Source organism: Enterobacter sp. R-25, assembly GCF_049913205.1.
Classification (GTDB): domain Bacteria; phylum Pseudomonadota; class Gammaproteobacteria; order Enterobacterales; family Enterobacteriaceae; genus Enterobacter; species Enterobacter ludwigii.
Map to the genome: position 1 here is coordinate 4,684,644 of NZ_CP183982.1, position 18,529 is coordinate 4,703,172.

Here is an 18,529-nt window from a genome sequence, read left to right on the forward strand (position 1 = left end):
TTGCATCACAAACCGCAGGCCATACGCATAGTATGGATCAACTTTTCAGCACCCATCCTCATCAAGTTTACCTACTCATTTGGGAGAGGCGCAACCGAGGCGGTGATACAGCCCTTTAACATGCCGGGGCAATAATGTGACCAGTGTCACACTTTATAATCAACACAGTGATAATACGTTCACTTTGTATTAACGCCATTGGAACAGGCGTACCGACATTGTGGTATTCTGATGATATCCCTCGTAGAACTGAGGGATTAACGCAAATTTTTCTCCTTTGCGGTCACCGTTCAACCGCGAAGTCAAAACTACATATGTAAGCAATGTCGAAACAAGGAGTGACCCATGCAGGTCAGCAGAAGGCAGTTCTTTAAGATCTGCGCTGGCGGTATGGCAGGCACCACGGCGGCGGCACTGGGTTTTGCACCCGGTGTAGCGCTGGCGGAGACGCGGCAATATAAACTGCTGCGCACCCGTGAAACCCGTAATACCTGTACGTACTGCTCTGTCGGTTGCGGGCTGTTGATGTATAGCCTCGGCGACGGTGCTAAAAACGCCAAAGCGTCTATCTTCCATATCGAAGGTGACCCGGACCATCCGGTCAACCGCGGTGCGCTGTGCCCGAAAGGTGCCGGCCTGGTTGACTTTATCCACTCCGAAAGCCGCCTGAAATTCCCTGAATATCGTGCGCCAGGTTCCGATAAATGGCAGCAAATCAGCTGGGAAGACGCATTTGACCGCATCGCTAAACTGATTAAAGAAGACCGCGATGCCAACTTTATTGCGAAGAACGCTGAAGGCGTCACCGTCAACCGCTGGCTTTCCACCGGGATGCTGTGTGCGTCTGCTTCCAGTAACGAAACCGGCTATTTAACCCAGAAATTTACGCGTGCACTCGGTATGCTCGCGGTCGACAACCAGGCGCGTGTCTGACACGGACCAACGGTAGCAAGTCTTGCTCCAACATTTGGTCGCGGTGCGATGACCAACCACTGGGTCGACATCAAGAACGCCAACCTTATTGTGGTGATGGGCGGTAACGCCGCTGAAGCGCACCCTGTCGGGTTCCGCTGGGCGATGGAAGCCAAAATCCACAACGGTGCGAAACTGATTGTGATCGATCCCCGCTTTACGCGTACTGCGTCAGTGGCGGATTTCTACACCCCTATTCGTTCAGGTACTGACATCACTTTCCTGTCAGGCGTATTGCTGTACCTGATGACCAACGAAAAATATAACCGCGAATACACCGAAGCCTATACCAACGCCAGCCTGATCGTGCGTGAGGATTACCACTTCGAAGATGGACTGTTCAGCGGTTATGACGCCGAAAAACGCAAATACGACAAGACCAGCTGGAACTATGAGCTGGACGAGAAAGGCTTTGCGAAGCGTGATACGACGCTGCAGCATCCGCGCTGCGTGTGGAACCTGCTGAAAGAGCACGTTTCCCGCTACACGCCGGACGTTGTCGAAAACATCTGTGGTACGCCGAAGGAAGACTTCCTGAAGGTGTGCGAGCTTATCGCCGAAACCAGCGCGAAAGACAAAACGGCGTCGTTCCTCTACGCGCTCGGCTGGACCCAACACTCTGTCGGCGCGCAGAACATCCGTACCATGGCGATGGTTCAGCTGCTGCTCGGCAACATGGGGATGGCAGGCGGCGGCGTGAACGCCCTGCGTGGTCACTCCAACATTCAGGGTCTGACCGACCTTGGTCTGCTGTCTCAAAGCCTGCCAGGTTACATGAACCTGCCAAGCGAAAAACAGACCGACCTGCAAACCTACCTCACAGCCAGTACGCCTAAACCGCTGCTCGAAGGTCAGGTGAACTACTGGGGCAACTATCCGAAGTTCTTCGTCTCGATGATGAAAGCCTTCTTCGGTGACAAAGCGACAGCGGAAAACAGCTGGGGCTTTGACTGGCTGCCGAAGTGGGACAAAGGTTACGACGTTCTGCAGTACTTCGAGATGATGCATCAGGGCAAGGTGAATGGCTATCTGTGCCAGGGCTTTAACCCGGTCGCCTCATTCCCGAACAAGAACAAGGTGGTTGAATCGCTGTCGAAACTGAAATTCCTGGTGACGATTGACCCACTCAACACCGAGACGTCGACCTTCTGGCAGAACCACGGTGAGTCGAATGACGTTGACCCATCGAAGATTCAGACTGAAGTGTTCCGTCTGCCTTCTACCTGCTTCGCGGAAGAGAACGGTTCCATCGTGAACTCTGGCCGCTGGCTGCAGTGGCACTGGAAAGGTGCGGACGCCCCGGGTATCGCCATGAACGACGGCGAGATCCTGGCCGGTATTTTCTTACGCCTGCGTAAGATGTATGCGGCAGAAGGCGGTGCGAACCCGGAACCGGTGCTGAACATGACCTGGAACTACTCGACGCCGGAAAATCCAGCGCCGGAAGAAGTGGCGATGGAGAGCAACGGTAAAGCGCTGGCAGATGTTATCGACCCGGCCACCGGAACGGTGCTGGCGAAGAAAGGCGATCAGCTCAGTACCTTCGCGCACCTGCGTGATGACGGCACGACTGCCAGTGGCTGCTGGATCTTTGCCGGTAGCTGGACGCCGAAAGGTAACCAGATGGCCAACCGCGATAACGCTGACCCGTCAGGTCTCGGCAATACGCTGGGCTGGGCCTGGGCATGGCCGCTGAACCGCCGCATTCTCTACAACCGTGCTTCCGCTGACCCGCAGGGTAATCCGTGGGATCCGAAGCGTCAGTTGCTGAAATGGGACGGCGCGAAATGGGGCGGTGTGGATATTCCGGACTACAGTACTGCCCCTCCAGGCAGCGATGTCGGGCCGTTTATCATGCAGCCTGAAGGGATGGGACGCCTGTTTGCTATCGATAAGATGGCGGAAGGGCCATTCCCGGAACACTACGAGCCGTTTGAGACGCCGCTGGGCACCAACCCGCTGCACCCGAACGTGGTCTCTAACCCGGCAGCCCGCATCTTTAAGGGCGATTTCGACGCGCTGGGTAAAAAAGACAAGTTCCCGTATGTGGGCACCACTTACCGTCTGACCGAACACTTCCACTACTGGACCAAGCACGCGCTGCTTAACGCTATCGCGCAGCCGGAACAGTTTGTGGAGATCGGCGAGAAGCTGGCGAACAAGCTCGGCATTGCCCATGGCGATACCGTGAAGGTCTCTTCTAACCGCGGCTACATCAAGGCCAAGGCGGTGGTGACCAAGCGTATTCGCACGCTGAATGTTCACGGTCAGCAGGTGGATACCATCGGTATTCCGATTCACTGGGGTTATGAGGGCGTGGCGAAGAAAGGGTTCATTGCGAACACCCTGACGCCGTTCGTCGGTGATGCGAACACGCAGACGCCGGAGTTTAAGGCCTTCCTCGTGAACGTGGAAAAGGTGTAACGGAGACGACTTATGGCTTATCAATCTCAAGACATTATCCGTCGTTCCGCGACTAACGGTTTCACGCCCGCGCCTCAGGCGCGGGACCACCAGCAGGAAGTGGCGAAGCTTATCGACGTGACCACCTGTATCGGCTGTAAAGCCTGTCAGGTGGCCTGTTCTGAGTGGAACGACCTCCGTGATGAAGTGGGTCACAACGTCGGGGTGTACGACAACCCGGCTGACCTGACCGCCAAGTCCTGGACGGTGATGCGTTTCTCGGAAGTGGAACAGAACGACAAACTGGAATGGCTTATCCGCAAAGACGGCTGTATGCACTGTGCGGATCCGGGCTGCCTGAAGGCATGTCCGTCAGAAGGGGCTATCATTCAGTATGCTAACGGTATCGTCGACTTCCAGTCCGAGCAGTGCATTGGCTGCGGCTACTGCATAGCGGGCTGCCCGTTCGATGTCCCTCGCATGAACCCGGAAGACAACCGCGTCTACAAATGCACGCTGTGCGTAGACCGCGTAAACGTCGGCCAGGAGCCTGCGTGCGTGAAAACCTGTCCGACGGGCGCTATCCACTTTGGTTCCAAAGAGGATATGAAAACGCTGGCGGCTGAACGCGTGGGCGAACTGAAAACCCGTGGCTACGACAACGCAGGCCTGTACGATCCGGCCGGCGTGGGCGGCACGCACGTGATGTATGTGCTGCACCACGCAGACAAGCCGAATCTGTATCACGGCCTGCCGGAGAACCCGGAAATCAGCGCGACCGTGAAGTTCTGGAAAGGCATCTGGAAACCGCTGGCAGCAGTGGGTTTTGCTGCCACCTTCGCAGCGAGCATCTTCCACTATGTCGGTGTCGGTCCGAACCGCGCGGAAGAGGAAGACGACAACCTGCATGAAGAGAAAGACGAGGTGCGCAAATGAAAAAACGTGACACCATCGTGCGCTATACCGCGCCGGAACGCATCAACCACTGGGTCACCGCCTTCTGCTTCATGCTGGCGGCGATAAGCGGGCTGGGGTTCTTCTTCCCCTCCTTCAACTGGCTGATGCAGATCATGGGGACACCACAGCTGGCGCGTATACTGCACCCGTTTGTTGGCGTCATCATGTTCGCGTCGTTCATCATCATGTTTTTCCGATACTGGCACCATAACCTAATCAATCGGGATGATATCTTTTGGGCGAAGAATATTCGTAAGATCGTCGTCAACGAGGAAGTGGGTGATACCGGGCGTTATAACTTCGGCCAGAAGTGCGTATTCTGGGCGGCGATTATCTTCCTGGTCCTGTTGCTGGTGAGCGGCGTGATCATCTGGCGTCCGTATTTTGCGCCTGCTTTCTCAATCCCGGTGATCCGATTCGCGCTGATGCTGCATTCATTTGCCGCAGTGGCGTTAATTGTGGTTATCATGGTGCATATTTACGCCGCCCTCTGGGTGAAAGGCACCATTACCGCGATGGTGGAAGGCTGGGTAACCAGTACGTGGGCGAAGAAACATCACCCGCGCTGGTACCGAGAGGTCCGCCAGAAACAGGAAAAGTCATCTGAATGAGTATTCGCATAATCCCGCAAGATGAGCTGGGTTCGAGCGAGAAACGCACGGCGGATTATATTCCGCCGTTGTTATTCCCCAGACTCAAGAACCTCTATAACCGCCGCGCAGAGCGTCTGCGCGAGCTGGCAGAGAACAACCCACTGGGCGATTTTCTGCGTTTTGCCGCGCTGGTTGCCCATGCGCAGGAAGTGGTGCTCTACGACCACCCGCTGCAAATTGACCTGACCGCGCGCATCAAAGAGGCCAGCGAGCAGGGTAAGCCTCCGCTGGATATCCACGTTCTGCCGCGCGATAAGCACTGGCATACGCTGCTGCACTCCCTGATTGCCGAGCTGAAACCCGAGATGAGCGGTACCGCGCTGGCGGTCATTGAGAATCTGGAAAAAGCCTCCGATCAGGAGCTGGAAGAGATGGCGAGCGCGCTGTTTGCGTCCGATTTCTCCCTGGTCAGCAGCGACAAAGCGCCGTTCATCTGGGCGGCGTTGTCGCTTTACTGGGCGCAAATGGCCAGCCTGATCCCGGGTAAAGCCCGCGCCGAATACGGTGAAGCGCGTCAATTCTGCCCGGTATGCGGCTCAATGCCGGTGTCCAGCATGGTGCAGATCGGTACCACTCAGGGGCTGCGTTATCTGCACTGCAACCTGTGTGAAACCGAGTGGCACGTGGTGCGCATTAAATGCAGCAACTGCGAGCAGACGCGCGATCTCAACTACTGGTCGCTGGAAAATGAAGACGCGGCGGTCAAAGCTGAAAGCTGCGGCGACTGCGGTACCTACCTGAAGATCCTTTATCAGGAAAAAGACCCGAAAGTCGAAGCCGTCGCCGACGATCTCGCCTCGCTGATTCTGGACGCCAAAATGGAGCAAGAGGGCTTTGCCCGCAGCTCTATTAACCCGTTCCTGTTCCCGGGTGAAGGGGAGTAATCCCCACTCACAGTGCCGGGCAACGTTGGTTTGCCCGGCCTGTATCTGGTTGACTGAAACATCCTCGCCTTCCTCTCGCATATCTTCCAGCATCACTGTGCAGGCAAACTACACGTGCGTTATTCAGGACTAAAGCCAAATTTAACATTCATGTTTACTTTTGCGAGCCGCTTTCCAGAATCGTTTTCAGCCTCATTTTCCCTGTTTCACTCGACAACAAACTGAGTTATAACACTGTATATTCATACAGATTAAAGGGACCCACATGGCACTCGAAAAAGGGATTGATACGCTGGTTAAGGCGTTCATCGCAGCAGGACGCCCTTCTGCGCGTAGCCAAAGTATTGATGACCGGAGAGCAGGCTATATTGCCAGCACGGCGCTTGCCGGTGAGACAGAAACGCGCGTTGACGTAGAAATGCTGAACCTCGAAGGCATCACATATCGCGTCTTCTCTCCGCCAGATGCTGCTGAAAAGCTGCCGACCGTTATCTACTACCACGGGGGATGCTTTATCAGCGGCGGCTTCGATACTCACGATAATCAACTGCGCCAGTTAGCGTTTTATGGCAACTGCCGCGTCATTGCGATCCAGTACAGACTTGCTCCTGAACATACCTACCCTGCCGCCCATGATGATGCAGAAAGAGGCGCACATCTGGTCTGGCAATACGCGGATATGTTTGGCGTGGATAAAAACCGTATCACCCTGTGCGGGGACAGCGCAGGAGGCCATCTGGCACTGGTGACGGCCCTGCGGCTCACGTCTTCCGGACTCTGGCAGCCTGCGCAGCTCATTCTTATCTACCCGATGCTGGATGCCACGGCCTATTTTGAAAGTTATACCCGTAACGGCGCGGATTACGTCATCACCCGCGATACGCTGCTGAGCGGATATGAGCTCTATCTGGCCAACACGGAACGCCAGCATCCTGAAGCGAGCCCGCTCTGGCGAAAGGATTTTAGCGGCCTGCCTCCCGTGCACATCATTACTGCCGAGTTTGATCCGCTTTGCGACGAAGGTGAGGCGCTATATCAGCGCCTGACTGAGCAAGGCGTCACGTGTACGGCTCAGCGGTGGCTGGGGGTTATCCATGGATTTTTCCAGCTTGGCGGGGTCAGCCCGTCTGCGCGCGATCTTCTGAGGGATATTGCCAGACGGATCGGCGCGGGGAATTAGCCCGGCAATCATGCCGGGACGACGGAACCTACTCTTCTTCGTTTCCACCCTCTTCAAACGCGCCAAACGGCTTCGCAGGAAGAACGATGTAGGTACCTTCAAAGACAGCACCCGGCGTTTCATCGCCGAACAGCTCAACGCGCATCTGTACGCGCGCTTTACGCCCGCGCGCCAGGCGGTCGAGATCGCCCCCAAGTGCGCCAAGATCGGCAACGGCGCTCGGCTTACCACTGATCGGCGCGCTGTAACGAATATGGGCATCGGCCAGAATAATGGTGCCGCCAAGATGGCGTTCGCGGAGCATCAGCCAGATAAGCCCCCAGCCGGTCAGCGTGGCGAGTGAAAACAGGCTGCCGGCAAACAGGGTGTGATGGGGGTTCTGATTGCCGATTTCCGGCATGGTGGTAATGAATTTTTGCCCGGTGTACTGCTGAATACGCACGCCCATTTTTTCACTCAGGGGAATGTGCTGATACCAGGCCTGCTGGAGCTGCCCACACCAGTCGGCGCGATGGAGAATATCATCCAGCGTAGCAATGGGTTTGATCATCAAAAAGTGACGAATCGGCGTGGTTTGCGGGGCGGTGATTTCCCCCTGGTTAACAAAACCGAGTTTGGCGAAGAATTCGACGGCGTCTTCGCGGGCGCTACAGGTGACGCGCTTAACCCCTTCCTGACGGGCGACGGACTCAAGGGTCATCGCCATCAAGGTGCCGAGGCCTTTATCCTGCACGGAAGGATGAACCGCCATAAAGCGGATTGAAGCTTCGTTATCGGCATTGATGTACAAACGCCCGACGGCGACGAGGTTACCCTCTTCGTCCATCACCATCTGGTGATGAGCCATCGCATCCCAGGCGTCGCGCTCAGACCCTTTTGGCTGATGTAATGGCTTGCGTAACATTTCCCAGCGGAACTGGTAATAGGCTTCTAACTCTTCTTCCGTTTGCGGTACTCGAAGGTGATACATAGCTGTACTCTCTCTTGTTACCCGCGGCCACGCCGCCAGTTGGCTCATACCTGAAGCCAGAATGTGACGGGGCCATCGTTCACCAGCGATACCTGCATATCTGCAGCGAATCGTCCGGTTTGCGTATTCATGTCCTGTTGACGACAACGCGCCACAAAGTACTCGTAAAGGGCTTCTGCACGATCCGGTGCGGCACCTTTAGAGAAACCCGGGCGCATGCCGCGCTCGGTATCGGCCGCCAGCGTAAACTGGGAGACCACCAGCACGCTGCCACCCGCCTGCTGAACGTTCAGGTTCATCTTACCTTCCGCATCGCTGAAAATGCGGTAGCCCAGCACGCGCTCGCACAAGCGGTTGGCTTTCTGTTCGTCATCATCCTTTTCGACACCTAACAACACTAAAAGTCCTGGGCCAATTTCACCCGTCACCTCTCCCTCCACGGTGACGCTGGCACGGGTTACGCGCTGTATCAATGCAATCATGGTTGGTCTGCTTCTTGTTGTTTTTCAGCTTCTGCTGCTTTTTTAAGTTCGCGGTATACGCCGAGAGTGACAGTTATTTCGGCACCAAGCAAGACGATACACCAGGTCCAGTAGACCCAGACAAATAAAATGGGGATCACCGCCAGCACGCCGTAAATCAGCTGATAAGACGGGAACATGGTGATGTAAAGGGCAAACCCTTTTTTGCCCAGTTCAAAGAGCAATGCCGCGACCAGCGCGCCCACGACCGCATCGCGGTTAGGCACGCGCGTGGTCGGTACCACGCTGTAAAGCAGCCAGAAAGAGAGCCACGATAAAATCAGCGGGAAGATACGCAACAGGTTATCGATAACGCCGTTGAGATCGCTGGCCCAGCGCAGCGAAAGCAGATACGAACTGATAGCCAGACTCGCACCGGCCAGCAAGGGCCCCAGCGTTAAGATCATCCAGTACACCGCAAAGGAATAAACCTTGGGCCGCGCCTTTTTACTCCGCCAGATGGCATTCAGCGCGTTATCTATGGCATACATCAATAACAGCGCCGTGACGATCAGGCCACACGCCCCGACCGCCGTCATTTTGCTGGAGTTAGCGACAAACTGTTCAATGTAGTTCTGTATGACATCCCCGGTGGCGGGAATAAAATTCGCAAAGACAAAGTGGCGAAGCTGCAGGCTGACATCTGCAAACATCGGAAAAGCGGAAAATAGCGCAAAAATGACGGCCACCAGCGGCACAAGCGAGAGCAATGACACGTAGGCGAGGTTACCCGCCAGCGTGGTCATGTTGTCCTCATCAATGCGATGCCAGAGCAGTTTCAGCCACGCCCTGAGCGGACGAGTATGATGCGTGGCTTTTTGATGAACGGTTTTTAGCATAACTGCTTCGCAAAATAGTTTGGTATCGTCTCCTTTCCGGTCACCAGAATTGACGTGATACCCAACTGGTTAGCTCCCTCTATATTATCGGCATTGTCGTCGAAAAAGACCGCATCGGCCGCGGTGAATCCTTCCGCCTGCAGAACCGCCTGATAGATACGCGCTTCGGGTTTACGCATACCCATCTCCTGGGAGAGGTAGATTTTATCGGCCGCCGCCTGCACCTCAGGATACTCGTCAGGCCAGAACGTGGTATGCAGACGGTTAGTATTCGACAGCACCACAACCCGATGCCCCTGCTCGCGGAGTTTATGCATAATGGCGATCACGTCCGGGCGGATCGCGACGAACACTGCCTGCCAGCCATGGGAAAACTGCTCGTAACTTAACGGCACATCCATTTCATGACACAGACGTTCAGCAAATTCTTCATCGCTAATTTCGCCGCGCTCGTGCTGATGGAAAGTCTCGCCCATGGCGAAACTCTGCTTTAACGTCGCCAGCGGGACACGGCTAAAGTCGCTCCATGCGCCCAGCACCCGATTAAAATCGATATCGACGATTACATTTCCTAAGTCAAAGATATAAAGCATTTTTTATCTCCTGCTCGCCGTGGAAAAGTAACTGTAGCGGGAAAGATAAGGTTTGGCTATGCGCCAGATTCAGCTTACAGAAAGGAAAGGCCCGAGCCTGAATATCGGGCCATTAAGAAGGGTTAGCCTGCCTGCTGTTCGTCGCCTGAATTCACCTCAACGACTTCTACCTTGCTGGATTTGAGATGATTTTGCAGCGCAGATCCCGGTAGCTCATCGGTGAAGAGCGCGGTTGCCTGCGACACGTTACCAATTTCAACGGCAGCAGAGGCGTGGTATTTCGTATGATCGGCCGCCAGTAAAATATGTCGCGCGTGGGCCATCATGGTTTTCACCACGCTGGCTTCATTAACATCAAACTCCATCATCGCACCGTCGTGTTCAATTGCTCCGACGCTGGTCACCAGGTAATCGGCACGGAAGCCTGACACGAACGCCGTCGCCGCAGGCCCGATAATGCCTCCGTTATGCGGACGCAGCGTACCGCCAGGCACCATCACTTCAAAGCGCGGGTTCTTATACAGAATATGCGCCACCCGCAGGCTGTTGGTGATGATGCGCAGATGATTATGGTTGAGCAGCGCCCGGGCAACGTGCTCCACCGTCGTCCCGATAGTAATGAAGATGGTTGAACCATCGGGAATGTAGTCGGCAATCGCTTCGGCAATGGCCCGCTTCTCTTCGGTCAAGGAGACTTCACGTTGCTCAAACGCGGTGTTCACCACGCTGGATGCCCTGCCCGCGCCGCCATGATGGCGCGTGATCAGCCCCTGCTCACTCAGCTTGCGGATATCCCGGCGCACGGTTTGCGTTGAGACGTCCAGCAGTTGCGCCAGTTCATCAATGTTCATATAGCCGCGGTCAGCAATCAACGTAAGCAGTTGATCGTGCCGCGGGTTGCCGGTCAGTTCGGTAAGGCTCATGGGCTGTCCTCTGAAAACCATCACGCCCCGCATTTTATACAAAAAGTGACAAAAAAGAGCGGGTTTGATCACAGTCAGGTATACCCGCCCGTCCGCCGGGACGGGTACATTTCAGTGCCGCAACCGCACTCGCGAAACGTACCGCGTCTGGTGACGCCCCCTGCTGCGCCAGACTCACCGCCAGCGCGCCGTGAAAGACATCCCCTGCACCTGTGGTATCCACCACGTCGACCGCAAATCCCGGCTGATGACACAGCGCGCCCTGCTCCAGCCAGTAACACCCTTCACGCCCTTGCGTGACGTAGACATGTCCATTTGTGAGCGTTTGTGCTTTTCTCAGCGCGTTTTCCGTGTCGTCCAGCTGGCTTAAACGCCGCAAACCCGGCGCGGAGAAGGCCGCGTGATCGCTTAAGGCAACCAGCTCAGCAATATCCTGCGGGGTGACGTCAGCATCAAGCAGCGTGCTGACGCCCTGCTGGCGGGCAAGGGTGAACGCCTGTTTAGCCCCTTCGTGCCAGCGCACGTCGGCTAATACGATATCCCATTGCGAAAAATCGATATCCTTCAGCCATGCCGCCGTAGCCGGGAGATCGGGGCTGGGGTAGTTAGCAATGACACGCTCCCCGTGACCATCCACCAGCACGGCCGATTGCGATGAACGGGCTCCTTTCACCATCCGCGTATAGCGCGTGTTTACCCCCAGGGACTCCAGCTCCGCGAGCAGTCTTCTGCCGGTATCGTCATCACCCACCCGGCCAATAAAATCCACCTCAGCCCCCAGTTTCGCTGCCGCCACCGCCGCAGTCGCCGCAGGACCGCCGCCCACCTCCGTATAGTCTTTTGCGACATATTTGCCACCTTCTTTCGGTAAATCATCGAGATACCAGATGCGATCCAGCACGGTAATGCCGACACAAACGATGCGAGTCATGGTGATTCCTTCTGCGTTTTCTGATGCTCTCATTTTAATTTCACGAAATGTTTAAAAAGTGACCCCTGTCAATTTTTTGACTATAAATTACAAATACGATCAAAAACAGACAACACAAACGCTCAATAATTGACACGATGTGACAGGAGAGAAGCATGTCAGCAATTGCCTTTATCGGGTTAGGACAGATGGGTGCGCCCATGGCAACGAATCTGCTTAAACAGGGCCACCAGCTTCACGTTTTTGATGTAAACCCGCAGGCGATACAGGCTCTGGTGGCGCGTGGAGCCCGGGCTGCAGCCACGCCTGCACAGGCAGTAAAGGAGGCCGAATTTGTCATCACCATGCTGCCAAACGGAGACCTGGTTCGCACAGTATTGTTTGGTGAGCAGGGCGTCTGCGAAGGGTTATCCCGCGAAGCGCTGGTCATTGATATGTCCACCATTCACCCGCTACAGACCGATGCCCTGATCCGCGACATGGCTGAACGTGGTTTCAGCATGATGGATGTGCCTGTCGGACGCACATCGGACCATGCCGTCGCCGGAACATTACTCCTTCTGGCTGGCGGCACCGCGCAGCAGGTTGAACGAGCCACGCCGGTGTTGATGGCGATGGGCAATGAACTGATAAACGCAGGTGGGCCAGGCATGGGTATCCGCGTGAAGCTTATTAACAACTACATGAGCATTGCCCTGAACGCGCTGTCCGCTGAAGCCGCCGTGCTGTGTGAAGCCCTCGGCCTCTCTTTCGATGTGGCGCTCAGCGTCATGAGCGGTACGCCAGCAGGCAAAGGCCACTTCACCACCTCATGGCCTAACAAGGTGCTCAAAGGCGATCTTACACCGGCCTTTATGATCGACCTCGCGCATAAAGATCTGGGGATCGCGCTGGACGTGGCAAACCAGCTCCACGTCCCGATGCCGCTGGGCGCCGCCTCCCGTGAAGTCTACAACCAGGCGCGGGCCGCCGGACGCGGGCGCGAAGACTGGACAGCCATTCTTGAACAGGTTCGCGCATCCGCCGGGCTGAAAAAAACACACTGATACGAAAGGACTGAGGAATGACGATGTACACCCTGAAAGATATCACCCGACCTTCCGGCGGTTTTGCAATGCTGGCCGTTGACCAGCGCGAAGCGATGCGCCTGATGTTTGCTGCGGCGGGCGCTCCGGTGCCGGTCACCGATCGGCATCTCACCGACTTTAAGGTCAACGCGGCCAAAATTCTGTCGCCGTATGCCTCCGCCATTCTTGTCGATCAGCAGTTTTGCTACCAGCAGATCGTTGAGCAACAGGCCGTTGCCAAAAGCTGCGCGATGATTGTGGCAGCAGACGAATTTATTCCGGGGAACGGGATCCCCGTTGACAGCGTCGTCATCGATAAAAACGTTGATGCTCAGGCGGTCAGGCGCGATGGCGGCAAAGCGCTGAAGCTACTGGTGCTATGGCGTAGCGACGAAGATCCGCAGCAGCGTCTGGAGATGGTGAAGGCGTTCAATCAGCTGTGCCATGACAATGGACTGCTTAGCATTATTGAGCCGGTAGTCCGCCCGCCGCGTCGCGGCGCGACGTTTAATCGTGAACAGGCCATTATCGACGCGGCAAAAGAGCTGGGAGACAGCGGAGCTGATCTCTACAAAGTGGAGATGCCCCTGTTCGGCAAAGGCTCTCAGCAGGAATTGCTGACTGCCTCGCAAAAACTGAACGAGAACATCGCCATGCCGTGGGTGATCCTCTCATCCGGCGTGGACGATAAGTTGTTCCCAAGGGCGGTGAGCGTTGCCATGCAGGCGGGCGCATCCGGCTTTTTAGCCGGCCGCGCCGTCTGGTCATCAGTGATTGGCCTGCCGGACACGGAACTGATGCTCCGTGATATTTCTGTGCCGAAACTGCAGCGTTTGGGTGAGATCGTCGACGAAATGATGGCTCGCCGTTAAGAAAGGACCCGAACATGAAATGGTTTAACACCCTGAGCCATAACCGCTGGCTTGAAGAAGAGACTGACCGCATTCTCGATTTCGGTAAAAACGCCGCCGTGCCGACCGGTTTTGGCTGGCTGGGCAATAACGGTCAGGTGCGCAGCGATATGGGCACGCATCTGTGGATCACAGCCCGTATGCTGCACGTTTATGCCGTGGCGGCAAACATGGGGCGTCCCGGCGCATATGCCCTGGTGGAGCATGGCATCAACGCCCTGAATGGTCCGCTGCGTGACCCGCAATATGGCGGCTGGTACGCCTGTATTAACGATGAAGGTGTTATGGATGCCTCCAAGCAGGGCTATCAGCACTTCTTTGTTTTGCTGGGCGCGGCCAGCGCCGTCACCACCGGCCATCCACAGGCTCGCAAGTTACTGGACGATGCCATCGAGGTGATTGAGCGTTATTTCTGGAGCGAACAGGAACAGATGTGCCTGGAATCCTGGGATGAGGCCTTCAGCAAAACCGAAGAGTACCGTGGCGGCAACGCCAATATGCACGCTGTCGAAGCCTTCCTGATTGTGTATGACGTGACGCATGACCGTAAATGGCTCGACCGCGCACTGCGCATTGCTTCGGTGATCATTCACGACGTGGCACGCAAGGGCGAGTACCGGGTTAATGAGCATTTCGATACGCAATGGAACCCCATCCGCGATTACAACATTGATAACCCCGCTCACCGTTTTCGCGCCTACGGCGGTACGCCAGGCCACTGGATCGAGTGGGGCCGCCTGATGCTGCACCTGCGCGCTGCGCTGGAAGCGCGTTTTGAAACACCCCCCGCATGGCTGCTGGAAGATGCAAAAGGCTTGTTCCACGCCACAATCCGCGACGCCTGGGCACCCGATGGTGCCGACGGTTTTGTCTATTCCGTTGGCTGGGACGGTAAGCCCATCGTTCGCGAGCGCGTGCGCTGGCCGATTGTCGAAGCGATGGGAACGGCCTATGCGCTCTATACCGTCACCGGCGAGGCGCAGTACGAAGCCTGGTATCAGAAATGGTGGGATTACTGCATCAAATACCTGATCGACTACGAGAACGGTTCATGGTGGCAGGAGCTGGATATCCATAACGAAGTGACCACCAAAGTCTGGGACGGCAAGCAGGATATTTATCATCTGCTGCATTGCCTGGTGATCCCTCGCTTACCGCTGGCGCCAGGGTTAGCCCCGGCCGTTGCCGCCGGATTACTGGATAGCCAGGCCAAATAATAAAAACGGAGATCTTATGCGTACCCTACACAATATTATTCTTAAAAGCAGTGAACATGGTTTCACCCTGAGCTGGCAGGATCGTCTGATTCTGTCCCACACCGCCGACACCCCTTGCCTGTGGATCGGCGCAGGTGAAGCCGATATCGAGATGTTTCGCGGCAACTTCAGCATCAAAGACAAACTCAACGAAAAAATTGCCCTGACCGAGGCCACCGTCGCGCCGCAAAATGCGGGCTGGGCGATTCGCTTTACCCGGGGTGACGCCGTCAGCGCCACGCTACTGGTGGGTGTGGATGCCGAAGGACGCCTGGAGCTGAAACTCAAAAATGATGCCACCTGCCATAACCGCATCTGGCTGCGGCTGGCAGCCCAGCCCGAGGATCATATCTATGGTTGCGGAGAGCAGTTCTCCTACTTCGACCTGCGCGGCAAGCCGTTCCCGTTGTGGACCAGCGAGCAGGGCGTGGGCCGTAATAAGCAGACCTACGTCACCTGGCAGGCAGACTGCAAAGAGAACGCGGGCGGCGATTACTACTGGACCTTCTTCCCGCAACCCACCTTTGTGAGTACCCAGAAGTACTACTGCCACGTGGATAACAGCTGTTATATGAATTTCGACTTCAGCGCGCCGGCGTTCCACGAGCTGGCCTTCTGGGAGGATAACGCCACGCTGCGCTTCGAATGTGCGCAAACGTATGTCGATCTGCTGGAAAAACTGACCGGGTTACTGGGCCGTCAGCCCGAACTGCCGGACTGGGTTTACGACGGGGTAACGCTGGGCGTTCAGGGCGGCACCGACGTGTGCCAGCAAAAGCTCGACACCATGCGCAACGGCGGTGTGAAGGTGAACGGTATCTGGGCGCAGGACTGGTCCGGCATCCGGATGACCTCCTTTGGCAAACGCGTGATGTGGAACTGGAAGTGGAACAGCGATCTGTATCCGCAGCTGGATACACGTATCCCGCAGTGGAAGCAGGAGGGCGTGCAGTTCCTCTCCTATATCAACCCTTACGTGGCCAGCGACAGAGACCTCTGTGAAGAGGCGGCGAAACGCGGCTATCTGACCAAAAACGCCGACGGGCAGGACTATCACGTCGAGTTCGGCGAGTTCTACGCGGGCGTTATCGACCTGACGAATCCGGAAGCCTACGACTGGTACAAAGAGGTCATCAAAAAGAACCTGATAGCGCTGGGCTGTGGCGGCTGGATGGCTGATTTTGGTGAATATTTGCCGACTGATACCTTCCTGCACAACGGCGTGAGCGCGGAAATCATGCACAACGCCTGGCCTGCGCTATGGGCGAAATGTAACTACGAGGCGCTGGAAGAGACCGGCAAGCTCGGCGAGATCCTGTTCTTTATGCGCGCGGGTTATACCGGCAGCCAGAAACACTCGGTGATGATGTGGGCCGGCGATCAGAACGTCGACTGGAGCCTGGACGACGGTCTGGCATCAGTGGTTCCTGCGGCACTCTCACTGGCAATGACCGGGCACGGGCTGCATCACAGCGACATCGGCGGTTATACCACGCTGTTTGAGATGAAACGCAGCAAAGAGCTGCTGCTGCGCTGGTGCGACTTCAGCGCCTTCACACCGATGATGCGTACCCACGAGGGCAACCGCCCTGGCGATAACTGGCAGTTTGATGGCGACGGCGAAACCATCGCCCACTTTGCGCGTATGACGACCGTCTTCACTACCCTGAAGCCCTACATCAAAGCCGCCGTTGCGCAGAATGCGAAAAGCGGCCTGCCGGTGATGCGCCCGCTGTTCCTGCATTACGAAAACGATGCGCGCAGCTACACGCTGAAATACCAGTATCTGTTTGGCCGCGATCTGCTGGTGGCACCGGTCCATGAAGAAGGCCGTCGTGACTGGACGCTCTATTTGCCTGAGGACACCTGGGTGAATGCCTGGACGGGTGAAACGCATGAGGGCGGTGACATCACCGTTGACGCTCCGCTCGGCAAACCGCCGGTGTTTTATCGCCAGCAAAGCGAATGGGCAGACCTGTTTAGCACCTTACGTCATATCTGATAAGGCTCGCCCGCAGGGAAACCTGCGGGCAGATGGAGAACAATAATGCGTCAACACGCTTCCGATCCGGCAACGCTACGCCTGCCGTTTAAAGAGAAACTCGCCTACGGGATGGGCGATCTCGGCTCTAACATCCTTCTGGATATCGGCACGTTGTATCTGCTGAAGTTCTACACCGACGTTCTTGGCCTGCCTGGTACCTACGGCGGGATCATCTTCCTGATTGCCAAGTTCTTCACCGCCTTCACCGATATGGGCACGGGTATCATGCTCGATTCCCGACGCAAGATCGGCCCTAAGGGCAAATTCCGCCCGTTCGTGCTGTATGCGGCGTTCCCGGTGACGTTACTGGCCATCGCAAACTTTGTCGGCACGCCGTTTGAAATCACCGGCAAAACAGTGATGGCGACCGTGCTGTTCATGCTTTACGGCCTGTTCTTCAGCATGATGAACTGCTCCTACGGTGCGATGGTGCCGGCCATTACCAAAAACCCGGACGAGCGCGCTTCGCTGGCCGCCTGGCGTCAGGGCGGCGCCACGCTTGGCCTGCTGCTCTGTACCGTCGGGTTTGTGCCGGTAATGAACCTGATTGAAGGCAATGACCCGCTTGGGTATATCTTTGCCGCGACCCTCTTCTCGCTGTTCGGGCTGTTCTTTATGTGGTGGTGCTATAAGGGCGTGACCGAGCGTTACGTTGAAATGCAGCCCGCCAATCCAGCCCAGAAGCCCGGCCTGCTGCAGTCGTTTCGCGCCATCGCCGGTAACCGACCGCTGTTTATTCTCTGCATCGCCAACCTGTGCACGCTGGGGGCCTTTAACGTTAAGCTCGCCATTCAGGTTTATTACACGCAGTACGTGCTGAACGACCCTATTCTGTTGTCCTACATGGGCTTTTTCAGCATGGGCTGCATTTTTATCGGCGTCTTTATGATGCCCGGCGCGGTACGTCGCTTCGGCAAGAAAAAGGTCTATATCAGCGGGCTGCTGATTTGGGTGGCAGGCGACCTGCTCAACTACTTCTTTGGTGGTGGTTCGGTGAGCTTTGTGGCGTTCTCCTGTCTGGCCTTCTTCGGCTCAGCCTTCGTGAACAGTCTCAACTGGGCGCTGGTGTCCGATACCGTGGAGTACGGCGAGTGGCGTACCGGCGTGCGATCCGAAGGGACGGTCTATACCGGCTTTACCTTCTTCCGGAAGGTCTCACAGGCGCTGGCCGGCTTCTTCCCCGGCATCATGCTCACGCAAATCGGCTATGTGCCAAACGTGGTGCAATCCGCCGGAACGGTTGAAGGGCTGCGGCAGCTGATATTTATCTACCCCAGTCTGCTGGCCGTCATCACCATCGTGGCGATGGGCTGTTTCTACAACCTCAACGAGAAGATGTATGTGCGCATCGTGGAAGAAATTGAACTGCGCAAACGTACAGCATAACTGACTTGAGAGAGCGCCCTGCGGGGCGCTGTGAGGATC

The 18,529-nt window shown here is 56.2% G+C and carries 16 protein-coding genes; 10 read left to right on the top strand and 6 right to left on the bottom strand.

Annotated elements, in window-relative coordinates:
* Positions 1–345: 345 nt before the first annotated feature.
* From fdnG to ACN9MQ_RS22425, 5 genes are all read left to right on the top strand, one after another.
* Complete coding sequence (gene fdnG, locus ACN9MQ_RS22405) at positions 346–3,396, top strand: formate dehydrogenase-N subunit alpha (RefSeq protein WP_088202997.1); 3,051 nt, start codon at positions 346–348, stop codon at positions 3,394–3,396.
* Between the two features lie 12 nt (positions 3,397–3,408).
* A complete protein-coding gene (fdxH, locus tag ACN9MQ_RS22410) occupies positions 3,409–4,311 on the top strand; it encodes a formate dehydrogenase subunit beta (protein ID WP_014172231.1) in 903 nt (300 codons plus the stop codon).
* Entirely contained in the window at positions 4,308–4,943 is a 636-nt protein-coding gene (gene fdoI, locus ACN9MQ_RS22415) for a formate dehydrogenase cytochrome b556 subunit (protein WP_014172232.1), read from the top strand. The genes fdxH and fdoI overlap by 4 nt, the downstream gene beginning before the upstream one ends.
* Positions 4,940–5,869 (top strand): formate dehydrogenase accessory protein FdhE, encoded by a 930-nt coding sequence (fdhE, locus tag ACN9MQ_RS22420; protein WP_014172233.1) that lies wholly within the window; start codon positions 4,940–4,942, stop codon positions 5,867–5,869. The genes fdoI and fdhE overlap by 4 nt, the downstream gene beginning before the upstream one ends.
* Positions 5,870–6,134: 265 nt before the next feature.
* Positions 6,135–7,049, top strand: a complete 915-nt coding sequence (locus tag ACN9MQ_RS22425; protein WP_342865079.1) for an alpha/beta hydrolase — start codon at positions 6,135–6,137, stop codon at positions 7,047–7,049.
* Between the two features lie 28 nt (positions 7,050–7,077).
* Here ACN9MQ_RS22425 and fabY read toward each other — a convergent pair whose 3' ends face one another.
* The 6 genes from fabY to ACN9MQ_RS22455 form a co-directional block, all read right to left on the bottom strand.
* A complete protein-coding gene (gene fabY / locus ACN9MQ_RS22430) occupies positions 7,078–8,019 on the bottom strand; it encodes a fatty acid biosynthesis protein FabY (RefSeq protein WP_020883976.1) in 942 nt (313 codons plus the stop codon).
* Between the two features lie 44 nt (positions 8,020–8,063).
* Complete coding sequence (dtd, locus tag ACN9MQ_RS22435) at positions 8,064–8,501, bottom strand: D-aminoacyl-tRNA deacylase (protein ID WP_020883977.1); 438 nt, start codon at positions 8,499–8,501, stop codon at positions 8,064–8,066.
* Entirely contained in the window at positions 8,498–9,379 is an 882-nt protein-coding gene (locus ACN9MQ_RS22440) for a virulence factor BrkB family protein (protein ID WP_014172237.1), read from the bottom strand. The genes dtd and ACN9MQ_RS22440 overlap by 4 nt, the downstream gene beginning before the upstream one ends.
* Positions 9,373–9,972, bottom strand: coding sequence for a glucose-1-phosphatase (yihX, locus tag ACN9MQ_RS22445; RefSeq protein WP_014172238.1), 600 nt, complete (start codon positions 9,970–9,972; stop codon positions 9,373–9,375). Before yihX ends, ACN9MQ_RS22440 begins: the two co-directional genes overlap by 7 nt.
* 122 nt (positions 9,973–10,094) lie before the next feature.
* A complete protein-coding gene (locus ACN9MQ_RS22450; RefSeq protein WP_020883978.1) occupies positions 10,095–10,895 on the bottom strand; it encodes a DeoR/GlpR family DNA-binding transcription regulator in 801 nt (266 codons plus the stop codon).
* 34 nt (positions 10,896–10,929) lie between these two features.
* On the bottom strand, positions 10,930–11,826 hold the full coding sequence (locus tag ACN9MQ_RS22455; protein ID WP_426021617.1) for a sugar kinase: 897 nt from the start codon (positions 11,824–11,826) through the stop codon (positions 10,930–10,932).
* A gap of 155 nt (positions 11,827–11,981) precedes the next feature.
* Between ACN9MQ_RS22455 and yihU the strand changes: the two genes are divergently transcribed.
* The 5 genes from yihU to ACN9MQ_RS22480 are packed head-to-tail and all read left to right on the top strand — an operon-like array spanning position 11,982 to position 18,490.
* A complete protein-coding gene (yihU, locus tag ACN9MQ_RS22460; RefSeq protein ID WP_078774737.1) occupies positions 11,982–12,872 on the top strand; it encodes a sulfolactaldehyde 3-reductase in 891 nt (296 codons plus the stop codon).
* A gap of 17 nt (positions 12,873–12,889) precedes the next feature.
* Positions 12,890–13,765, top strand: a complete 876-nt coding sequence (yihT, locus tag ACN9MQ_RS22465) for a sulfofructosephosphate aldolase (RefSeq protein WP_025202734.1) — start codon at positions 12,890–12,892, stop codon at positions 13,763–13,765.
* Positions 13,766–13,779: 14 nt separating this feature from the next.
* Positions 13,780–15,021 (top strand): sulfoquinovose isomerase, encoded by a 1,242-nt coding sequence (yihS, locus tag ACN9MQ_RS22470; RefSeq protein WP_410381611.1) that lies wholly within the window; start codon positions 13,780–13,782, stop codon positions 15,019–15,021.
* A 16-nt stretch (positions 15,022–15,037) separates the two neighbouring features.
* On the top strand, positions 15,038–17,062 hold the full coding sequence (locus tag ACN9MQ_RS22475; RefSeq protein WP_270293110.1) for an alpha-glucosidase: 2,025 nt from the start codon (positions 15,038–15,040) through the stop codon (positions 17,060–17,062).
* A gap of 45 nt (positions 17,063–17,107) precedes the next feature.
* Positions 17,108–18,490, top strand: a complete 1,383-nt coding sequence (locus ACN9MQ_RS22480) for an MFS transporter (protein ID WP_426021616.1) — start codon at positions 17,108–17,110, stop codon at positions 18,488–18,490.
* Positions 18,491–18,529: the final 39 nt, after the last annotated feature.

Bases quoted from the DNA above. Each gene is read 5' to 3' on its own strand.
- fdoI (WP_014172232.1), top strand. From the start codon at position 4,308: ATGAAAAAACGTGACACCATCGTGCGCTATACCGCGCCGGAACGCATC.
- ACN9MQ_RS22450 (WP_020883978.1), bottom strand. From the start codon at position 10,895: ATGAGCCTTACCGAACTGACCGGCAACCCGCGGCACGATCAACTGCTT.
- yihT (WP_025202734.1), top strand. From the start codon at position 12,890: ATGACGATGTACACCCTGAAAGATATCACCCGACCTTCCGGCGGTTTT.
- fabY (WP_020883976.1), bottom strand. From the start codon at position 8,019: ATGTATCACCTTCGAGTACCGCAAACGGAAGAAGAGTTAGAAGCCTAT.
- fdxH (WP_014172231.1), top strand. From the start codon at position 3,409: ATGGCTTATCAATCTCAAGACATTATCCGTCGTTCCGCGACTAACGGT.
- yihS (WP_410381611.1), top strand. From the start codon at position 13,780: ATGAAATGGTTTAACACCCTGAGCCATAACCGCTGGCTTGAAGAAGAG.
- fdhE (WP_014172233.1), top strand. From the start codon at position 4,940: ATGAGTATTCGCATAATCCCGCAAGATGAGCTGGGTTCGAGCGAGAAA.
- ACN9MQ_RS22475 (WP_270293110.1), top strand. From the start codon at position 15,038: ATGCGTACCCTACACAATATTATTCTTAAAAGCAGTGAACATGGTTTC.
- yihU (WP_078774737.1), top strand. From the start codon at position 11,982: ATGTCAGCAATTGCCTTTATCGGGTTAGGACAGATGGGTGCGCCCATG.
- ACN9MQ_RS22480 (WP_426021616.1), top strand. From the start codon at position 17,108: ATGCGTCAACACGCTTCCGATCCGGCAACGCTACGCCTGCCGTTTAAA.
- ACN9MQ_RS22440 (WP_014172237.1), bottom strand. From the start codon at position 9,379: ATGCTAAAAACCGTTCATCAAAAAGCCACGCATCATACTCGTCCGCTC.
- ACN9MQ_RS22455 (WP_426021617.1), bottom strand. From the start codon at position 11,826: ATGACTCGCATCGTTTGTGTCGGCATTACCGTGCTGGATCGCATCTGG.
- yihX (WP_014172238.1), bottom strand. From the start codon at position 9,972: ATGCTTTATATCTTTGACTTAGGAAATGTAATCGTCGATATCGATTTT.
- dtd (WP_020883977.1), bottom strand. From the start codon at position 8,501: ATGATTGCATTGATACAGCGCGTAACCCGTGCCAGCGTCACCGTGGAG.
- ACN9MQ_RS22425 (WP_342865079.1), top strand. From the start codon at position 6,135: ATGGCACTCGAAAAAGGGATTGATACGCTGGTTAAGGCGTTCATCGCA.